Annotated in this window: 17 protein-coding genes and 2 tRNA genes; 6 read left to right on the top strand and 13 right to left on the bottom strand. The window is 65.8% G+C overall.

Features of this window, described 5'->3' with window-relative positions; translation table 11 throughout:
- Positions 1-51 precede the first annotated feature (51 nt).
- The 6 genes from FJQ54_RS06400 to FJQ54_RS06375 form a co-directional block, all read right to left on the bottom strand.
- On the bottom strand, positions 52-1635 hold the full coding sequence (locus FJQ54_RS06400) for an MFS transporter (RefSeq protein WP_140927586.1): 1584 nt from the start codon (positions 1633-1635) through the stop codon (positions 52-54).
- 64 nt (positions 1636-1699) lie between these two features.
- Positions 1700-2218: an HD domain-containing protein gene (locus tag FJQ54_RS06395; protein ID WP_140927585.1), complete on the bottom strand. Its 519-nt coding sequence runs from the start codon at positions 2216-2218 to the stop codon at positions 1700-1702.
- A gap of 7 nt (positions 2219-2225) precedes the next feature.
- Positions 2226-2627: an MAPEG family protein gene (locus FJQ54_RS06390; protein ID WP_140927584.1), complete on the bottom strand. Its 402-nt coding sequence runs from the start codon at positions 2625-2627 to the stop codon at positions 2226-2228.
- 92 nt (positions 2628-2719) lie between these two features.
- Entirely contained in the window at positions 2720-3928 is a 1209-nt protein-coding gene (spt, locus tag FJQ54_RS06385) for a serine palmitoyltransferase (RefSeq protein ID WP_140927583.1), read from the bottom strand.
- 5 nt (positions 3929-3933) lie between these two features.
- A complete protein-coding gene (locus FJQ54_RS06380; RefSeq protein WP_181160014.1) occupies positions 3934-4176 on the bottom strand; it encodes an acyl carrier protein in 243 nt (80 codons plus the stop codon).
- Between the two features lie 72 nt (positions 4177-4248).
- Positions 4249-5172 carry an NAD-dependent epimerase/dehydratase family protein gene (locus tag FJQ54_RS06375; protein ID WP_140927582.1) on the bottom strand — a complete coding sequence of 308 codons (924 nt, stop codon included), beginning with the start codon at positions 5170-5172 and terminating at the stop codon, positions 4249-4251.
- Positions 5173-5206: 34 nt separating this feature from the next.
- Between FJQ54_RS06375 and FJQ54_RS06370 the strand changes: the two genes are divergently transcribed.
- From FJQ54_RS06370 to FJQ54_RS06360, 3 genes are read left to right on the top strand one after another with little or no spacing between them, the layout of a single operon-like run.
- Positions 5207-5917 carry a 16S rRNA (uracil(1498)-N(3))-methyltransferase gene (locus tag FJQ54_RS06370; RefSeq protein WP_140927581.1) on the top strand — a complete coding sequence of 237 codons (711 nt, stop codon included), beginning with the start codon at positions 5207-5209 and terminating at the stop codon, positions 5915-5917.
- A gap of 55 nt (positions 5918-5972) precedes the next feature.
- Positions 5973-7346 carry a glutamate--cysteine ligase gene (locus tag FJQ54_RS06365; RefSeq protein ID WP_140927580.1) on the top strand — a complete coding sequence of 458 codons (1374 nt, stop codon included), beginning with the start codon at positions 5973-5975 and terminating at the stop codon, positions 7344-7346.
- A 43-nt stretch (positions 7347-7389) separates the two neighbouring features.
- The gene (locus tag FJQ54_RS06360) at positions 7390-7611 is read left to right on the top strand and encodes a DUF4287 domain-containing protein (RefSeq protein ID WP_140927579.1); all 222 of its coding nucleotides are present in this window, start codon (positions 7390-7392) and stop codon (positions 7609-7611) included.
- 23 nt (positions 7612-7634) lie between these two features.
- Here the strand turns inward: FJQ54_RS06360 and rlmB are convergent, their stop codons facing one another.
- Positions 7635-8390 carry a 23S rRNA (guanosine(2251)-2'-O)-methyltransferase RlmB gene (gene rlmB, locus FJQ54_RS06355; RefSeq protein ID WP_140927578.1) on the bottom strand — a complete coding sequence of 252 codons (756 nt, stop codon included), beginning with the start codon at positions 8388-8390 and terminating at the stop codon, positions 7635-7637.
- An 83-nt stretch (positions 8391-8473) separates the two neighbouring features.
- On the opposite strand from rlmB, the gene FJQ54_RS06350 reads away from it, so the two are divergent.
- The 3 genes from FJQ54_RS06350 (at position 8474) to FJQ54_RS06340 (ending at position 9641) form a co-directional block, all read left to right on the top strand.
- Positions 8474-9256: an acyl-CoA thioesterase gene (locus tag FJQ54_RS06350; protein WP_181160013.1), complete on the top strand. Its 783-nt coding sequence runs from the start codon at positions 8474-8476 to the stop codon at positions 9254-9256.
- A 97-nt stretch (positions 9257-9353) separates the two neighbouring features.
- Positions 9354-9439 (top strand) — tRNA-Tyr (locus FJQ54_RS06345).
- A 128-nt stretch (positions 9440-9567) separates the two neighbouring features.
- Positions 9568-9641: transfer RNA gene (locus tag FJQ54_RS06340), tRNA-Gly, on the top strand.
- A 38-nt stretch (positions 9642-9679) separates the two neighbouring features.
- Here the strand turns inward: FJQ54_RS06340 and FJQ54_RS06335 are convergent.
- Genes FJQ54_RS06335 through recO form a run of 6 tightly spaced genes read right to left on the bottom strand, consistent with a single transcriptional unit; the run spans position 9680 to position 17107 of the window.
- Entirely contained in the window at positions 9680-10666 is a 987-nt protein-coding gene (locus FJQ54_RS06335) for an alpha/beta hydrolase (RefSeq protein WP_140927576.1), read from the bottom strand.
- Positions 10663-11973: a metal-dependent hydrolase family protein gene (locus FJQ54_RS06330; protein ID WP_207790378.1), complete on the bottom strand. Its 1311-nt coding sequence runs from the start codon at positions 11971-11973 to the stop codon at positions 10663-10665. Before FJQ54_RS06330 ends, FJQ54_RS06335 begins: the two co-directional genes overlap by 4 nt.
- Positions 11970-13298: a metal-dependent hydrolase family protein gene (locus FJQ54_RS06325; protein WP_207790377.1), complete on the bottom strand. Its 1329-nt coding sequence runs from the start codon at positions 13296-13298 to the stop codon at positions 11970-11972. Before FJQ54_RS06325 ends, FJQ54_RS06330 begins: the two co-directional genes overlap by 4 nt.
- 26 nt (positions 13299-13324) lie before the next feature.
- On the bottom strand, positions 13325-14083 hold the full coding sequence (locus FJQ54_RS06320) for a hypothetical protein (protein ID WP_140927574.1): 759 nt from the start codon (positions 14081-14083) through the stop codon (positions 13325-13327).
- Positions 14084-14125: 42 nt separating this feature from the next.
- Entirely contained in the window at positions 14126-16366 is a 2241-nt protein-coding gene (gene parC, locus FJQ54_RS06315) for a DNA topoisomerase IV subunit A (protein ID WP_140927573.1), read from the bottom strand.
- A gap of 9 nt (positions 16367-16375) precedes the next feature.
- Positions 16376-17107 (bottom strand): DNA repair protein RecO, encoded by a 732-nt coding sequence (gene recO / locus FJQ54_RS06310; RefSeq protein WP_181160012.1) that lies wholly within the window; start codon positions 17105-17107, stop codon positions 16376-16378.
- Positions 17108-17114 lie beyond the last annotated feature (7 nt).

Below are 17114 nucleotides of genomic sequence, written 5' to 3'. Positions count from 1 at the left end.
GGCGGGGGTTCACCTTTTTCCTTGGATGGCACCCCCGGCGTTAACGCTTAATCAGGCGGTTATGTCGCGATCCTTGGTTTCCGGCAGCCAGATCGCGCTCACGACAAAGGCCATGGCGACCACGCCGATGGTGTACCACAGGCCGGAGAAGGGGTTGCCGGTGTTCACCACGATTAGCTGCTGAATGAAGGGCAGGAAGCCGCCGAAATAGCCGGTGCCGATGTGATAGGGCACCGACATGCTGGTGTAGCGCACCCGCGCAGGGAACAGTTCCACCAGAATAGCCGCGACCTGCCCGTAGGTCATGGCGGAGAGCGCGACCATTGCGAACACGGCGAGGATGATCTTCCAGCGCTGCTTTTCCGCCGGATCGGCCTTTTCCGGATAGCCTGCGGCTTTCAGCGCGGCGGCAAATTTGGCTTCGTCGAAGCCCTCCACGCGGGTGTCGCCCACCACAAGGGCGACGGCGGGGGCCTCTTGCTTGGTGTAGGCGATGCCGCGTTTCGTCAGGAAACCCAGCGCCTTGGCGCATTCCTCTGTCTGGGTGCGGGCGAAGATGCGGAACTCGCAATCCGGCAGCTCCAGCGTGACGGGGTTGGCCGCCGTGGCGCGGGCCAGCGCCGGGTTCGCGCCATTCGCCATCAGGTGGAACAGCGGGAACAGCAGCAGCATCGAAAGCGCATAGCCGATCAGCAGCAGCTTTTTGCGGCCGATGCGATCACTCAGCATACCGAAGCCGACATAGAAGGGCGCGGCCACCAGTGCGCCGATGGCGAGGTAGATCAGCGCCTCCCGCTCCCCCACGCCCGCCGTGCCGGTGAGAAAGTAGAGCGTGCCGAACTGGCTGGTGTAATAGATGACCGTGAGGCCCGCCGCGACGCCGAACAGGGCGACGAGGACGTTGCCGATATTCGTCTTGTCTGAAAACGCCTCTTTCAGCGGGTTTTTCGCGGTTTTGCCCGCCGCCTTCATCTGCTGGAACACCGGGCTTTCGGACAGCTGCATGCGGATATAGATGGAAATCGCCAGCATCAACAGGCTGAGCAGGAAGGGGATGCGCCAGCCCCATGCGTCGAACTGTTCCGGCGTCATCGCGGCGCGGGTGGCGAGCACGACGATCAGGCACAGCAGGAAGCCGCCGACGACAGAGATCTGGATCCAGCTGGTGTATTCGCCGCGCCGATGCTTGGGGGCATGTTCGCCGACATAGATGGCCGCGCCGCCATATTCGCCGCCCAGCGCGAGGCCCTGCAACAGCCGGAGGCCGACGAGGAGGGCAGGGGCCCACAGCCCGGCTGAGGCATAGGTGGGCAGCAGGCCGATCAGCGCGGTGGCCCCGCCCATCAGCGTGATGGTGACGAGGAAGGTGTATTTGCGGCCGATCCTGTCTCCGTAATGGCCAAACAGCATGGCGCCCAGCGGCCGCACGCCAAAGCCCGCGCCAAAGGTGGCAAGGCTGGCCAGCGTGGCGGCAGTGGGATTGTCGATGGGGAAGAACAGGCGGCCAATCAGCGCGGCGAGGATGCCGTAAAGGAAGAAATCATACCATTCGAACACGGTGCCCAGTGACGATGCGACGATGACGAGGCGGTCGCGCTTCAAGTCGCTCGGCTGAGCGCCAGTCTGTTCGGTCATATTTTATGTCTCTCCCTGAGGCCGTTGGTAGCTTGGCGGCTTTCGGGGGACAAGCTGGCTTAAGCTAGGACTCGCTGGCGCCCTGAATGATAGCGACGGCACGGCGGTGCAGCTCCGGGTCGCCCTCGTGCATCACCGCCAGTTGCGCGGCCATTTCCGCCAGATAGACGCGGGCGAAGCCCCGGCCATGGGGGATGATCGTCCGGCTGTTGGAGATAAGGTCCGCCAGCTTCACCGTCTGCGCGGCGGCGCTGGCGTTTGCCATATGGGCATGATCCAGCGCCTTGCGCGCGGCACGGTTGCCGTCCGCCGGGGTGGAGACATCGGTGAGCCAGTAAACCAGCTCCGCCACCTCTGCGCCGAATTCGGCGAGGATGGTTTCGGGCAAGACGCCGCAATCCTCCACCACATCATGCAGCAGGGCGGCGCAGATCATGGCGGAGTCGCCGCCCGCTTCGGCAACGATGCGGGCGACCTCTTCCGGGTGGTTGATGTAGGGCTCGCCGGTGTATTTGCGCTGCTGGCCCGCGTGCGCGGCGGTGGCGAAGGCGCGGGCCTTTTCGATCAGCGCGGGCGCTGTCATCGGCGGTTTATCCGGCAATCAACTGCCAGATCACCACGCCGAGCGCGCCGAACAGCAGGACTGCGGTGGAAAGGATGGCGATCAGGAAGCCCGGCGCGCGCTTCGGCGCGGCGAGGGTGTAGCCGCGGACGTAGAGGATGCGGCCCAGCGCCCAGACGAGGCCCAGCACAGCCGCCCAGCAATCGGAGACGATGGTGGCGAACAGCCAGAGCGAGGGGAGGAACACCACCAGCTGCTCCAGCGTGTTCTGGTGCGCGCGCCAGACGCGGTTGAAATCGTCTGAGCCGTGGGTGTTGGGGTAATCGACGCCATGCACTTTGCGCGCCTTGCCGACGACGATGCCCGTCCAGATGTAGATCAGGATGGCGAGGCCGGTGACGAGGGCGGTGTATGGGTAGGCGAAGTGCATTTTGGTCTCCCCTCTTGGTTTTTTCTGTTCGGATGTTGTGTTTGCGGCGTGCCCCCACCCCAACCCCTCCCCTGAAGGGGAGGGGCTTATTTTCACGCGGCTTTTGCGCCGGGGAGGCTGTCTCTCGCGGCGATGAAGCGGCTGATGATGGTGTCGACGTCGTCCAGCGTGTGGGCAGCCGACAGGGAGCAGCGGAGCAGGAAGATACCCGCCGGCGTCGCGGGCGGGCGGCTCATGTTGCAGTAGATGCCATGTTCCAGCAGCTGGTGCCACATGGCCACCGTGCTCTCCTGATCGGGCAGCAGCACCGCGATGATGGCGGATTCGGGGGTGTCCGTCGCCATGCGGAACCCGGCGGCTTTCAGGCCCGCGTGCAGCTTCCTTGAGACCGCCCACAGATTGTCGCGCTTGGCCTCAGCGCCCATCAGCTTGCGGATGGAGGCTTCCGCCGTGGCGGCGACTGCTGGCGGCAAAGAGGCGGTGAAGCGGTAGGGGTTGCACACCAGCCGCAGGATTTCGAACTTCGGATGGTTGGACACGGCAAAGCCGCCCACCGTGCCGACCGACTTGGAGAAGGTGCCGACGACGAAGTCGATCTGATCCTCCAGCCCCAGTTCCTCATACACGCCGCGCCCGTGCTTGCCGAAGAAACCCATGGCATGGGCTTCGTCCACCAGCGTCATGGCGTTGTGCTTTTTCGCCACCGCCACCAGTTCCCGCAACGGGGCGATATCGCCCAGCATGGAATAGACGCCTTCCAGGATCACCAGTTTCCCGGCTTCGGCGGGCAGGCGGCCGAGGCGCTTGTCCAGATCCTCGACATTGTTGTGGCGGAAGCGCACGACTTCGGCGTTGCCCAGCTTGCAGCCATCATAGATGGAGGCGTGGCTGTCGGCATCGAGGATGATGTAATCGCCCTTGCCCGCCAGCGTGGAGACCATGCCGAGATTGGCTTGATAGCCCGTGCTGAACACGATGGCAGAGCGGGTGCCGTAGAAATCCTTCAGCGCCTGTTCCACCGCGATATGCGGGGCGAAGGTGCCGTTCAGCACCCGGCTGCCGGTGGAGCCTGCACCGAAATTGTCCAGCGCGGCCTTGCCTGCGGCGATCACGTCCGGATCGAACGTCATGCCCATATAATTGTAGGTGCCGACGAGGATGGTTTCGCGCCCGTTGATGATGGCGCGGGTGGGCGACATCACACGCTCCATCACCACGCCGAAGGGATCGTGCACGCCGGTTTCCAGCAGGCCCTTGTGCTCGGCGATATAGGGATCGAATTTCGAGAGCAGGTCCGTCATCGCGCTCAGCCCTTCAGCTTGACGACAGCGTCTGCCAGCTGGCCGACGGTTTCCAGATCGGGCAGGATGTTCAGCGGCATGTTGATGTCCCACTCGTCCTCGATATTGGCGACGAGGTCCATCACCGTCAGGCTGTCCAGCTCCAGATCGTCTGCGAAGCTGGTGCTCTCAGCGAGCGCGATGCCCTTTTTGTTGAACGGCTCGATCAGCTCGATCAGGCGGGCGTAGGTTGCGGGACGATCCATCATAAGCTCCGGGACATCAGGTTTGGCGCTCTTTTAACGCAGATTGTGGCGGAAAACGGCACGGAAATGGGATGATCAGGGCAGAAGCCCCTGCGCGCGATAGCTGCGGGCGGTTTCGGCCATGCCTGCCATCAGGCCGGTGCGGGGCTGCCAGATGTTCAGCGCGAGGAGGGCGGCGCTGTTCGAGGACCAGTCCGGGTGGGCCATGTAACCGGCGCGATCACGGGTGAGGCGGGGTTGCGTGCCCTTCAGCTTCGCCCATGCGGTGTCCCCCATGGCGGCGAGGCGCAGGGTTGCGGCAGAGACGGGGACGGCGCGGACGCGGCGGCCGATGGCGGCACCGATGGCGTCTGCGACCTGTGCGGGGGTGTAGCCATGGTTGCCGTCGTTGATTTCATAAATCTGGCCTTCGCTGCGGGCTGGGCCGCTCAGCTCTTCCGCCAGCGCGACGAGGGCTTCGCCAAGGTCTGCGCCATAGACCATGGAGGTGAGCGAGCCGCGCGGCATCGGGATGAAGCCGCTGCGGGCGGTGCGCATCAGTTCCAGAAACTCCCGGTCTCCGGGGCCATAGACGGCGGGCGGGCGCAGGGTGGCGACCGGACCTGCCGCGCCGCGCGCGATCTGTTCGCCCATCAGCTTCGACCAGCCATAGGTGGACAGCTGCGGTTCGCGGGCGGACAGCGAGGAGACATGCACCAGCGGGCGGCCCTGCGCCGCGCGGCGGACGTAGGCGGTGCCGAGGATATTGCCCTGTTCGAACCCGGCGCGGTCGGGCGCGTTGGTGACGCCCGCGATGTGGATCACGGCGTCGGCGCGGGCCGTCAGCAGGTCCAGCGCGGCTTCATCGGCGAGATGGCCCGGCACCCAGCCGACACCCTCCCTTGGCGGCTGCGGCTTACGGGCCAGCGCCAGCACCTTGTGGCCGCGCGCCAGCGCCGCGTGAATGGTGTGGCCGCCGACGAAGCCGGTGCCGCCGGTGATTGCAAGCATCAGCGCCATGGAACCGCCTTAGCTTGCGTGCTAGCGCCACGCCATGCGGCAGATTCCAAGATTGTTCGTGGAGACCCGGCTGGACACGGGGGCGGAGTTCGAGCTGGAAGGCACGCAGGTGCATTATCTGGCCACCGTGCTGCGGCTGGATCGCGGCGCGGAGTTGCGGCTGCTGGACGATGCGACCGGCGAATGGGCGGCTGAAGTCTCCGATGTGGGGCGGCGGCGGGTGCTGGTGCGGGTGGGGGCGATGATCCGCGGGCGGGAGCAGACGCCGGACCTGTGGTTGCTGACGGCGCCGATCAAGCCGGATCGCTTCGAATGGATCGTGGAGAAGGCGACCGAACTGGGTGTGCGGCGGATCGTGCCGGTGCTGACGGAGCGCACCAATCACGCCCGGCTGAAACCCGAACGCCTGCGCGCGCACATGGTGGAGGCCGCCGAACAATGCGGGCGGACGGCGCTGCCGGAACTGGCCGAGGCGGTGAAGTTGCCCGCGCTGCTGGCCGGGTGGGATGCGGGGCGGGCATTGCTGTTTGCGGACGAGGAGGGCGGGGCGGATATGGCGGCGCTGAAGCCTGCGACACCCGCGGCGATCCTGATCGGGCCGGAAGGCGGTTTTTCGCCTGCGGAGCGCGCGGCGCTGCTGGCGCTTTCGGCCACGAAGCGGCTGGCGCTGGGGCCGCGCATCCTGCGCGCAGACACCGCGGTGGTGGCAGCCATCGCGCAATTCCAGTTGTTTGGTGGACATTGAGCGATACTCGAATCCGGCTGGCGCGGGGGCAAACCACTCGCTAAGGCGCGGGCCTATGAGCAACAAGCAGGAAGCGGCCGGGGACGCGGCCCCCATCGAGAGCAAGGCCGACCTGATCCGGCTGTTCGAAGCGGGGGAGAAGCCGAAAGCCGATTGGCGGATCGGCACCGAGCATGAGAAATTCGTGTTCCGCCTGCGCGATCATGCGCAGCCCTCGTGGGAAGAGCCGAACGGCATCCGCGACCTGCTGACGGCGTTCGGCCGCTATGGCTGGGCGCCTGTGCTGGAAGGCGGCAAGATCATCGCCGCGACCGGCGCGGACGGCAGCCTGAGCCTTGAGCCTGCCGGGCAGTTCGAGTTGTCCGGCGCGGCGCTGGAAAATCTGCACCAGACCTGCGCCGAAACCGGGCGGCACCGCGAGCAATGTCTGGCGATCGGCGAAGAACTGGGGCTGGGCTTTCTGGGGCTGGGGTTCAATCCCGTCGCCACGCGCGAAGCGCTGCCGTGGATGCCCAAGGGGCGCTACGCCATCATGCGCCGCCACATGCCGCGCGTGGGCACGCTGGGGCTGGACATGATGCAGCGCACCTGCACCGTGCAGACCAATCTGGACTATGGCTCTGAAGCGGACATGGTGAAAAAGTTCCGCGTTTCTCTGGCGTTGCAGCCGCTGGGCACCGCGCTGTTCGCCAATTCGCCCTTCACCGAGGGCAAGCCGAACGGATACCTCAGCTATCGCAGCCATATCTGGACCGACACCGATCCGGCCCGCACCGGGATGCTGCCCTTCGTGTTCGACGAGGGCTTCGGTTATGAATCCTATGCCGATTATGCGCTGCGGGTGCCGATGTATTTCGCCTATCGCGACGGCGAGTATCTGGATGCGGCGGGCAAGAGCTTCGGCGATTTCATCGCGGGGCGGCTGGATATCCTGCCGGGCGAACGGGCGACCTATGGCGACTGGAAGGACCATCTGTCCACGGCGTTCCCCGAAGTGCGGCTGAAGGGCTATCTGGAGATGCGCGGCAGCGATTCCGGGCCGCAAAGCCGCATCTGCGCGCTGCCCGCGCTGTGGGTGGGGCTGCTGTATGACGGCACGGCGCTGGATGCGGCATGGGATCTGGTGAAGGGCTGGAGCATCGAGGGCCAGCAGCGCATGCGCGACGAGGTGCCAAGGCTGGCGCTGAAGGCGACCGCGCCCGATGGCAAGAGCCTGCAGGCGCTGGCGAAGGAAGTGCTGGCCATCGCGGCGGGCGGGCTGGAACGGCGCGCCCGCGACAATGGCAGCGGCGACAGCGAAGCCGGTTTCCTGACCCCGCTGTGGGAAATCGCGACCAGCGGCAAGACGCTGGCCGAGCATTGGCTGGAACGCTTCCACGGCGAATGGGGCGGCAAAATCGACCCCATCTGGGATGAAGCGCGCTTCTAGCCCGGCTTGACGAACGGGCCTGTTTCATGACCTGTTGGCGCTTATGAGCGCAGACAGGATCAAAGGCCCGGCCTCCTACTTTCCCTCCATAGAGAAGACCTATGGTCGGCCGATTGCCGACTGGCAGGCGCTCGTCCGCGCGGCGATGCCTGCGAAGCATATGGAACTTGTCGCCATGCTGAAGGCGCAGCATGGGATGGGGCACGGCCATGCCAATGCGATTGTGGGTTACACACTGGCCGAGGATGCCGGGCGGCAAGGATAAGGCGCGGGCGGGCTGCCGAGGGATCAGCTCCGGCTGGCCACGGCGTAAAGGGCGATGGCCGCCGCGTTGGAGACGTTCAGGCTTTCCACTGCGCGGGTGATGGGCAGCTTGGCCAGCACGTCCACATGCTCGCGGGTGTTGTGGCGCATGCCTTCGCCTTCCGCGCCCAGCACGATGGCCTGCGGCTGCGGCGTCAGCGCTTCGGACAGTGTTACTTGCGCGTCTCCGGCGAGGCCGATGCGCCAATATCCCGCCTCGGCGATCTCCTCCAGCGCGCGGGCGAGGTTGACCACGCGCACCCATGGCACAGCCTCCAGCGCGCCGGAGGCGGCGCGGGCCAGCGCGCCGGATTCGGGCGGGCTGTGGCGATCCTGCGTGATGATCGCGCGGGCGCCGAACGCGGCGGCCGAGCGGATGATCGCGCCGACATTGTGCGGGTCAGTCACCTGATCCAGCAGCACCAGCGGCGCGGCCGGGTCGGGATCCGTCAGCACTTCGTCCAGCCAGGGGGTTTCCAGCGGCTCCACCTCCAGCACGAGGCCCTGATGCGGGGCATCTGCGGGAACCAGCCGCGCGAGATCGTGGCCGTCGCCGAACTGCACCTGCAGCCCTTCCGGGATCACGATCTTGGCCAGTTCCTCATGCGTGCCATACAGCTTGCGCAGCGTGCGCGCGGGATTGTCCAGCGCGGCATAAACCGCGTGCCGTCCATAGAGGCGCGGGCGGTTCGGATCGGTGCGGTTGGCAGTGCCGTGGCGTTTGGCTGGTCTTCGTCCCATATCTCTCTCTTTCAGGGCCCTGCCACTAGCATGGGTGGCGCGGTTGCACAGCCCGGACGAGCATGGACAGCGAAGGAGCTTTCATGGCGACATTTGATTCGGTGCTGGCGGGCATGCAGGCAGACGGCGACGGCTGGACCGCGCATGGCCCGGAGGATTGGTTGCAGGGGCGGACGCTCTATGGCGGCATGTCGGCGGCGCTGGCGCTGAAGGCGTGCGAACTGTCCGTGCCCGATCTGCCGCCGCTGAGGGCCGGGCAGATCGCCTATGTGGGGCCGGCGGCGCAGGATGTGCGGCTGGTGCCAGGCGTGCTGCGCCGGGGCCGGTCGGTCACGACGATGGCGTGCGACCTGATTTCGGATGGGGCGGTGGCGCTGCGGGCACTGTTCGTGTTCGGGGCCGAACGGGAGAGCGCCTATGCCGCGACTCCGCCGCCGCCGCCTGCCTGCGCCCGGCCAGACGAGGTGGAGCCGCTGTGGGGGAAGGGGCGGCCGGGGTTCACCGCCAACATCGATCAGCGGCTGGCTGGCGGCAATGGGCTGCTGAGCGGGGCGGACAAGGGCGAACTGCTGGCGTGGGTGCGGCATTCGCGGCCCGTGGCACCGGGGATGCCTGCACTGGTGGCGCTGGGCGATGCGCTGCCGCCCGCCAGCTATCCGCGATTCACCGCGCCCGCGCCGATCAGCACCATCACATGGGGGTTCGAACTGTTCGATCCGGGGCATGCGCAAGGGGCTGGCTGGTATCTGCTGCAAGCGAAAGACGATGGTGTGGGGCAGGGCTATTCCATGCAATCCATGGCGATGTGGGATGAAGCTGGCCGCCCGGTGCTGCTGGCGCGGCAGTCTGTCGCGATCTTTGGCTGAGGTGGTTATTGGCGACCTTCGGTTGGTTTCCGTACGCTTCTGCATTGACAAGCGCCGGTCCATTGGCCATTTGCCCGCCTCCCGCACCGAAGGGTTCGGAGGGGTGGCCGAGCGGTCAATGGCAGCAGACTGTAAATCTGCCGGGTTTTCCCTACGTTGGTTCAAATCCAACCCCCTCCACCATCCTGCCCAAGGCAGGATGGAGTCCTTGTAAGGGGCCGGGCTTCGCCCGGTTCCGCGCATTGGCGCGGGCGCGCAGTCGCGCTCGCGGCGGCTTTGCCGCCGGACAAGGGCGCTTCGTTGGCGAGTGGGCGGGTATAGCACAATGGTAGTGCAGCAGCCTTCCAAGCTGAATACGCGGGTTCGATTCCCGCTACCCGCTCCAATACTTAGCTGAAATCGCCGCCTGCCCCCGCTTGCCGCCTACCGGTTGGTTGGGGCCTTCCACGGCAAGCGGCAGCCCGGGGTTTCGCACGGCACATGCGGGCGCTTGCCGGAACCGGCCAGCGCCCATTCCATCCCGGCGCGGATGGCGTCCGGGTAGACGGAGCCATGATCCTCGCCGGGGAAGATGCGGGATTGCACCTTCAGGGATGGATAATGCCTTGATTTCAGCATCTTCACCATCTCGTCCATGTCTTCCACCATGGCCATACGGCTGCTGCTGAACGGTTCGGTATCGGGATCGTCCACGGTTTCCTCGCCGCCGATCATGAAATAGACTTCGGCCGGCAAATCCTTATGGCCTGCCGCATAGCCGCGTTCCTGCCCCAGCAACTGGCGGCGGCCATACCAGAGCGACGGGCTCATCAGGATATATTTCTGGAACATCGCCGGGTCTGCGAACAGCACATAGCTGCCGAACAGCCCGCCATAACTGTGGCCCGCGTAAATGCGGCGTGACGGATCGATGCGGAAGCGCGATTCGAGGAAGGGAAACACCTCCTCTTTCAGGTGCAGGCGATATTGCTCCGCCTCGCCATATTTTACCGGGCGGCCGGGCATGTCGGAGCGGGCGTCGATGTCGCCGAAGATGGAGGGGGTGTAATCGCGGCGGCGGCTATATTCGCCGGTGTCGCCCACGGCATAGCCCAGCCCGACGATGATCGCATCCTGCATGCCGCGTTCCGACGCACGCAGGCGGCGGTGCAGGTTGGTGATCATCGGGAAGCTCTGCGGGGCATCGGTGGTGAACAGCACCGGATATTTGCGGTCCGGCTGCGAGCCATAGCTGGGCGGCAGCCAGACATAGAGTTCATAATCGCGCCCCAGCCGCTCGCTGTGCAGGGTCAGCACCTGCGTGTTGGGCAGTTCATAGCGCTTGGGCGGTGCGGTGTCCGCCTGTTGTCCGGGTGCCTGTGCGAGGGCAGGGGAGGCGAGCAGGGCAAGCGACAGCAGCAGGCTTCTCATTGGGCAGGTGCGCCTTTGTAAATCTTGCCGTCTTTCATGATGACGGCGAAGTTGCGATCGGGGTCTGCGATCAAGTTCAGGTTGGCGATCGGATCGCCGTTCACCAGAATCAGGTCTGCAAGCGCGCCCTGTTCCACCACGCCCAGCTTGCCCTGATAGGGGCTGCGCGGGCCGGAGAGGGCGAGCAATTGCGCATTGTCGTGCGTGGCGAGTTTCAGGATTTCGGCGGGCGTGAACCATTGCCGCAGTTCCAGCAGATTCGCGTTCTGCGTGGGGTTCAGCGCGGGTTCGAACAGGAAATCCGTGCCCCATGCCAGCTTCACGCCCAATTTTTTGGCGTTTTCCCACACACGCGGCTGGCCTTCGATCACGCCTTTGCGCTTTTCCGCGCGCTGGGGCGTCATATCCGGCGTGCTGGCCCTGAGAACCTGCAACGACAGCCAGACACCCTTGTCCCGTATCAGTTTCAGCGTCTCTTCGGACATCATCTGCCCATGTTCGACGCATTTTACGCCCGCCTCGATCGCGCGGCGGACGGCTTTATCCGTGTAGGCGTGGAGGGTGACATAGGTGTTCCAGTCATCCGCGGCTTCTACGGCGGCTTTCATTTCATCCAGCGTATATTGCGTTACGTCCACCGGATCATATTCAGACGAGGTGCCGCCGCCCGCCATCAGCTTGATCTGGCTGGCCCCGAAGCGGAGGTTTTCCCGCGTGGCCGCCAGCACATCGTCGCGGCCGTCTGCGATGAAGGTGGCCCCCAGTTCCTCCGCACGGGAGGCTTTGCCGAAATAGCGGCGGGAGCGTTCGGCAGGCGTGCGGAAATCGCCGTGGCCGGCTGTCTGGCTGATGGTCGCGCCCGATGGCCAGACGCGCGGGCCCTGATATTTGCCTGCGTCGATCCCGGCTTTCAGGCTGAAGATGGGGCCGCCGACGTCTCGCACGGCGGTGAAGCCGCGCAGCAGCATCGCGTTCGCTTCCGCGGCTGCGGCTGCCTCTGCCTTGGCGGGGGTGAGATCGGGCGACATCAGTTGCGGCATGGTGAGCGCGGAGAAGGTGAGGTGGACGTGCACATCGATCAGGCCCGGCATCAGCGTGCGGCCCCGGCCTTCCACCACGGGCACGCCGGGGGCTGACAGCTTCGCGCCGATGGCGGCGATCTGGTTGCCGCGCACCAGAACATCCGTGGGGGCGGAGAGCGTGGGGGACTGGCCGTCGAACACGCGGACATTGCGGAAGAGCGTGTCGGCCTGCGCGGGCGTTGCGAGCACGAGGGCGGTGGCGATGAGGAGTTGGGTGCGCATCATTTGGCCTCCAGACTGTTCTTATAGATTTTGCCGTCTTTCATGATGATCCGGAAGTTGCGCTCCGGATCGGCGACGAGGTTGATGTCGGCGAGCGGGTCGCCTTCCACCAGCAGCAGGTCTGCCAGCGCGCCTTCCTCCACCACGCCCAACCGGCCCTTATAGGGCGCGCGCTTGCCGGAGAAGGCCAGCAGTTCGCCGTTGGTGGAGGTGGCCTGCCGCAGCACTTCGGCGGGGGTGAACCAGCGGCTCATCCCCGCCAGCATCGCGCCTTGCCGCCCGGCCATCGCCGGGGAGAATAGGATATCGGTGCCGAAACTCATCTTCAGCCGGTATTTCTTCACCAGTTTGAACAGATTGTCCGTGCCGGCGAACACTTCGTGGATTTTGTCATACTGATCGGTGCCGGGTGGGAAGACGCCGCCGAACTCAGCTTCGGTGATGGGCTGGGAGGAGAGCCAGATGCCCTTCTCCGCCATATATTTTGCAGTGGCGTCGTCGATCAGATGCGCATGTTCGATCACCTTCACGCCGGAATCGATGGCGCGGCGCACGGCGGCGGGGGTGTAGGCGTGCACCATCACATAGGTGCCCCAATTGTCCGCCGCCTCCACAGCGGCTTTCAGTTCGTCTGGCGTAAAGGTGGACACATCCAAAGGGCTGTGCGGGGAGGCGACGCCGCCGCCTGCCGTCAGCTTGATCTGGCTGGCCCCCTGCATCAGTTGTTCGCGCACGCGCTGGCGGACGAGATCGGGGCCGTCTGCCACCAGCGCGCCGCCCAGCACTTCCATGCGGGACAGCGGCTTTGAACTGTCCCTCGGCAAATCGGACGTCGGGCGGAAATCGCCATGGCCGCTGGTGATGGTGATCATCGCGCCGGACGGCCAGATGCGCGGGCCGGGCAACACATTGCGATCGATCGCCTGCTTCAGCCCGAACGACGGGCCGCCGACGTCGCGCACGGTGGTGAAGCCGCGCATCAGCGTGGCAGTGGCCTCTGCGCCTGCCTGCAGATTGACGAAGCCGATGTCCCCGAACAGCATCTGCTCGGGCGTGGAGCGCACGAACATGCTGTGCCAGTGGGCATCGATCAGGCCGGGCATCAGCGTGCGGCCCCCGCCTTCGATCACGGTGGCCCCGGAGGCTGCCGCGGCGGCCGGGCCGATGGCGGCGATCTGGTTGCCGCGCACCAGCACCGAGGTGGGGGCGGATAGCTGGCTGGCCTTGCCGTCATAGATGCGGACATTCCGGAACAGCGTGTCTGCAAAGGCGGTGCCGGGCAGCAAGGCCAGAATGGAGCCTGCGAGAATTCGGCCGAACGCGCGCATCTGGTTACCCCCCATGGTGGTTCTGATCAGAAGCGGATGCTCATTCCGGCGGCCGGGCCGTGCATCCGCGTTTTAAGCTGCAATCCGCCGTCGCGATAATCCGCATCCAGATGGCGATAGCCCAGCAGCAGCGATGTGGAGGAACCCAGCCCGAAGCCAAGTGCCAGCATCGCATCGGAACTGAAGCGCGACCCGCCCGCGCCCAGCATGCCATGGGCGTTCATGCTGATCCGGCGCGAAAGATGGACGACAGCCTTGGCCCCCACCATGCCATCGACCCACTGCGCCTTTTCCGAATGATCATAGGCATGGGGCACGCCCGGCGGCAGGGGCACGGCGGCGGGCAGATCATAGCTGATCCGCGTATCCATGGACCAGTAACGCGCGCCGGCCAGCAGATCGAGCGAGCCGATCCCATCCTCCACGATGCGATATTGCCCGGCGGCCATTCCCGTGAAGGTGGTGGCCCCCAGCGAAACCGGCAGGCCCAGCTGCGGGATGGTCGCGTCGTTCGACGTCTTCACATACAGCCCGTCCAGCAGCAGGCCGACGCGGCCCTTGCGCGCTTCGAAGGCGACCATGCCGCCGATATCGAGGTTCTTCCAGATGTCGCTGAAGGGAACCTCCACGCTGACATCTTGCGGAAGCGCGGGATGGGCGAGACGGCCATCGATCCCGGCCCCCCACAAATAGGGCGCGACGTTGAATTCCCAGCCGCCATCCGAGGCGGCGGCGGGCGCTGAGATCAGGCCCAGAATCAGGCTGGCAACGCATGCAGTTCGCATCTGAACCTCCCCGGATCGTCGTTGTGGCCGCAGACGGCGACCTTACTGGAACTTATTGTCTTTCGGGAAGCCCTGCGGAGGCAGGCGGCCTGCGGCGGCGCGATTGCCCAGCCATGGGGTGAGATCGGTTTCGGTGCGGGTGCGCGCCGATTCGCCCTGCAGTTTCCAGCTGAGGCCGTCCGCCGGGTTCAGGGTGATGAGGTCAGACAGGCCGCCGTCCTTGTATTTCTGCAGCGCCACGCCTTGCCCGCGCGTCATTTCCGGCAGGCCATCCAGCGGGAAGACCAGCAGTTTGCGGTTTTCCCCGATGATGGCAACATGGGTGTGGCCTTCGCCCACAGGGCGGATATGGGTGAATTTCGCCTGATCTTTCAGGTTCATCACCTGTCGGCCTTTTCGGGTTTCGGCCAGCAGCTCCTCGGCGTTGGCGAGGAAGCCGCGCCCGTCTGAGGCTGCGAGCAGTAGCTTCAGGCCGGGTTTGGCGGGGAAGGCGGCGATCACATCTTCGCCGCTGGGGAAATCCACCATCAGCGTGATGGGTTCGCCAAAGCCGCGCCCGCCCGGCAGATCATTGGCGAGCAGGGTGAAGAAGCGCCCGCCCGAGGCAGCGATCAGGATCTTGTCCGTCGTTTCGGCGTGGAAGGCGCGGGCGAGGCCGTCGCCTTCCTTGAACTTCAGCCCGTCCAGCGCATTCAGATCGGCATGGCCTTTCTGCGCCCGCACCCAGTTGCGCTGCGAGATGATGATGGTGACAGGCTCGCGCTCGATCATCGCTTCGCGGCTGAGCGCCACGGCTTGCGGCGCGTTGGCGAAGATGGAACGGCGATGGCCCAGCGGCGTGTCGCGGCCATAATCCTTCATCAGCTGCGCCAGTTGCTTCTTCAGCACGGTTCGCTGGCGGGCGGCGGAATTCACCAGTGCATCGAGTTCGGCCTGCTCGGCGCTGAGCTTGTCCTGTTCGCGGCGGAGTTCCATTTCCTCCAGCCGCCGCAAGGATCGCAGCCGCATGTTGAGGATGGCCTCGGCCTGCCGGTCCGTCAGCTGGAAGCGGGCGATCAGCACCGGTTTCGGCTCATCCTCTGTGCGGATGATGCGGATCACTTCATCCAGATCGAGATAGGCGATGATATAGCCCGCCAGCAGTTCCAGCCGGTCTGCGATTTCCGCCAGACGGTGGCGGCTGGCCTTCACCAGCACATCCTGCCGGTGATCCAGCCATGCCTGCAGCAGCGCGCGCAGCCCCAGCACGCGCGGCGTGCGATCCGGCAACAGCACGTTCAGGTTGATGGAGACGCGGGTTTCCAGATCGGTCAGCCGGAACAGGCTTTCCATCAGCTGCACCGGATCGACGTTGCGCGATTTCGGTTCCAGCACGAGGCGGATGTGCGCGTCGGATTCGTCGCGGACATCTTCAAGGATGGGTAGCTTCTTGTCTGCGATCAGCTGGGCGATCTGCTCGATCAGCTTGGATTTCTGCACGCCCCACGGGATTTCGCTGATGACGATGGCCCATGTGCCGCGCCCCAGTTCCTCCTGAGTCCAGCGGGCGCGCAGGCGGACGCCGCCCCGGCCGGTGGCATAGGCTTCGATCAGGCTTTCGCGCGGCTCCACGATGACGCCGCCGGTGGGGAAATCCGGGCCGGGCATCTGCGTCATCAGGTCGGCCAAGTTGGTGGCCGGATCGTCGATCAGCAGGGTGGCGGCAGCGGCGATTTCCGCCACATTGTGCGGCGGGATGCTGGTGGCCATGCCCACCGCGATCCCCGTCGCCCCGTTCGCCAGCAGGTGCGGGAAGGCGGCCGGGAACACCTCCGGCTCTTCCTCTTCGCCGTTGTAGGTGGGGCGGAAGGGCACGGTTTCATCGTCCACGCCTTCCATCAACAGGATGGCGGCGCGCGTCAGCCGGGCCTCGGTATAGCGCATGGCGGCGGCGTTATCGCCGTCGATATTGCCGAAATTCCCCTGACCTTCGACCAGCGGATAGCGCAGCGCGAAATCCTGCGCGAGACGGACCAGCGCATCATAAACGGCAGTGTCGCCGTGCGGGTGATATTTGCCGATCACATCGCCCACCACGCGGGCGCATTTCTTCGGCGCAGAGGCCGGATCGAGCTTCAGCAGCCGCATCGCCCACAGCAGGCGGCGGTGGACGGGCTTCAGCCCGTCGCGCACATCGGGCAGCGAGCGCGCCGTGATGGTGGACAGGGCATAGACGAGATAGCGTTCGGAGAGAGCCGCATCGAATGGCGCTTCGATGATTCCGGGCTCGATGGTTTCGGTCATGAGGGCGGTTTAGGGGGTCGGGCGGGCGCTGCCAATGGCCCGGTTGCGGGTGGCCTCGCGCAAATCGTTGTTCAGCCAGTGCGCGCGCAGGAAATGGGCGGAGAGGGTGAGCGCCTGCGCGACGTCCGCCGGGGTGGCGGGGCCGCCGTCCAGCAGGAAGCGGGGGAGGGGGAGCAGTTGCGCTTCCCATGGCTGGCCGCTGGATTTTTCCCGGCTGACGGCGCGGCCACTGCGCGGGCTGACGAAGGCGAGATCGGATGCGGGGCCGCCCAGTGCGCAAGCGGTGAGATCGAGGCCGAAGCCTTCCTCCGCCAGCAGCAGCAGTTCATAGCGAGCGAGCGCGGCTTGCGCGGCCGTGGCATCCATCCCCGCGCCAAGGCCCGTCAGCAGCGCATCGAGCGCGGCGGCGAGCCTTGGGTGCGGCACGGCCTCTGCCGTTGCCGTGGCGGTAAGTTCGGCCAGCCAAGCCAGCATGGCGGCGGCGCGCGGTTCGAAGGCGAGCAGCGCGCGGCTTTCCAGCAGCTCCAGCGTCGCGCCCGGCAACTGGCCTTCGGCGCGGGCGGAAAGGTGCAGCGCCACCCGGTTGCCGGGGTGGATCAGCGCCCGCTTCGCCTTGCCGCGCGCGCCCGGAACATAGCCCGCGCGCAGGCCGCCGGTCAGGGAAAGGAAGCGCACCACTGCGCCATTTTCGCCGTGCGGCAGGGTGGTGAGAACCAGCGCTTCGTCGTCGAAGCTCAGCATGGCGTTT

Source organism: Sandaracinobacter neustonicus (genome assembly GCF_006385875.1).
Taxonomy (GTDB): Bacteria; Pseudomonadota; Alphaproteobacteria; order Sphingomonadales; family Sphingomonadaceae; genus Sandaracinobacteroides; species Sandaracinobacteroides neustonicus.
This window is presented reverse-complemented; position numbering and strand designations above follow the sequence as displayed.